General features: G+C 45.3%; 3 protein-coding genes. All 3 read left to right on the forward strand.

The annotated features are described in order from the left end of the window. On the forward strand, positions 1-230 hold a 230-nt coding region (locus tag GQR47_RS20150), incomplete at its 5' end, for an IS66 family insertion sequence element accessory protein TnpB (protein WP_165724400.1). Then, on the forward strand, positions 227-577 hold the full coding sequence (tnpB, locus tag GQR47_RS20155; RefSeq protein WP_024604009.1) for an IS66 family insertion sequence element accessory protein TnpB: 351 nt from the start codon (positions 227-229) through the stop codon (positions 575-577). The genes GQR47_RS20150 and tnpB, both read left to right, overlap by 4 nt. Before the next feature lie 80 nt (positions 578-657). Then, complete coding sequence (locus GQR47_RS20160) at positions 658-2,139, forward strand: IS66 family transposase (protein WP_002963282.1); 1,482 nt, start codon at positions 658-660, stop codon at positions 2,137-2,139. Positions 2,140-2,161 lie beyond the last annotated feature (22 nt).

Raw genomic sequence — 2,161 nt, forward strand, 5'->3', positions numbered from 1 at the left:
ATTATAAACAACGTGCTTTACTGGCAAAAGACCAGCCTAATTCCACCTTGCCAGTGCACACGCAGTGCCTTACATCATCACGTTTTGTCCAGGTAAAACAAACTACTGAAGTCTGCGCGCAAACTCGTCAAAATACGCTGCAGTTTGATACGCTAACCGGCCAACTCACGTTTCCTATCGATTTAGCGACGGCCGATATCGTTGCCATTATTAAAGGGCTAACGGTATGAGGATGTTCGTTGATGTACCCACCGTCTATTTATGTGCCGATGCCGTTGATTTTCGAAAATCAATTAATGGTCTGGCGGCGTTGGTGGAAGCAGAGCTTGAACTACCCGTGCTCAGTGGTGCGCTATTTGTGTTTTGTAATAAAGGCCGTGACAAACTCAAACTGCTTTACTGGGATAACACCGGTTTTGCACTGTGGTATAAGCGATTAGATAAGCATAAGTTCAAATGGCCCAAACTCATGTCACCCACCATGACCTTAAGCGAGCAGCAATTACACTGGTTATTATCGGGTTATGATGTGATTGGACACAGTAAAATTGATGTCGCAGGTAAGAAAATGCTTTAATATTTGCGATCGATTGATGATCATCAAAGTGAGTTCAGTTAGCACTGCAAAGCCTTTGATGATGCCTTAAAATAGGCGTCATGAAAAATGAACTCGCCCTTAAACAGCGCATTGCTGAACTTGAAAAACTGTTAGCGCAGAAGGATGCCCAGATTGCGGCATTGGAAGAGCGCTGGAGCTTGGCCCAACAAAAACAATTCGGCAAAAGTGCTGAAGGCTTTGCCGGGCAAGGCGAGTTATTCAATGAAGTGGAAGAAATTGTTGAGGAAGTTGAGGCAGAGCAACAATCCATTAGCTATACCCGTAAAAAGCCGGTGCGTAAGCCACTGCCAAAAGACTTACCTCGTGAGCAGGTTATTCACGACATCATCGACAAAACCTGTGATTGCTGTGGCGGTGAGCTACATAAAATGGGTGAAGATAAGTCAGAAAAGCTTGAGTTCATACCCGCTAAAATCAAAGTGATTGAGCATATTAGGCCTAAATACGCCTGCCGTCACTGTGATAAATCCTCAACTCAGACACAGATTAAACAAGCCTCAATGCCTGCCATGCCCATCAACAAAGGCATTGCAACCAGCAGTTTGCTCAGTCAGCTTATCACCAGTAAATACCAATACGGGTTACCGCTGTATCGCCAGGAAGCGATGTTTAAGCAATACGGTATTGAACTCAGTCGACAGACCATGAGCAGCTGGATAGACAAATCAGCCACACTCTTCGCGCCATTAGTTGAACGGCTTAAAGCCGAGCTGTTAAGGCAACCCACGCTATTTGCCGATGAAACGCCATTAAAGGTGGTGAAATCGGACAAAGTAAACAGTTACATGTGGGTGTATTGCTCGGGTCGAGATTCACCAGACCCGAATAATCCTATCCCTAATATCGTACTTTACGACTTCCACAATAGTCGCGCGGCCGCCTGCGTGGTCAATTATCTTGATGGATATCAAGGGTACTTGCACGTGGATGGCTATCAAGCCTATGCCAGAACAGAGGCAACCTTAATCGGCTGCTGGGCGCATGCTCGTCGTAAATTTATCGACGCGAAAAAGCTACAAGGTAAAAACAAAACCGGCAAAGCGGATGTGGTATTGAGCCTTATCCAAAAACTGTACGGCGTTGAGTCACGCATCAAAGATAAAAGTGTGGATGACAAATATACGGCAAGACAAGAGGTTAGCCTGCCTATTCTTAGCAAGCTAAAAATATGGCTTGAGCAGGATCAGCCAAATTTAGTGGGGAACAGCAAACTGATAGAGGCAGCTAATTACCTGGCAAATCAATGGCACAAGCTCATACGCTATGTTGATGATGGCCGACTTAGCATCGATAATAATAGAGCAGAACGCGCGGTAAAACCGTTTGTGATAGGCCGAAAGAATTGGTTATTTAGCCAAACGGCTAACGGTGCCCATGCTAGTGCCACCCTTTACAGCATTGTGGAAACCGCCAAGATAAATGGTCTAATCCCATTTAATTACATCTGTGCTTGCCTTGATGAACTGTGCCAGCCTGAGCCCGATATCGACAGCTTGTTACCCTGGAATTTTAAAACATAGGTGTAGTTCGCTAGACGCTCAC

The organism is Pseudoalteromonas sp. Z1A2 (assembly GCF_011378755.1).
GTDB classification, from domain to species: Bacteria; Pseudomonadota; Gammaproteobacteria; order Enterobacterales; family Alteromonadaceae; genus Pseudoalteromonas; species Pseudoalteromonas distincta.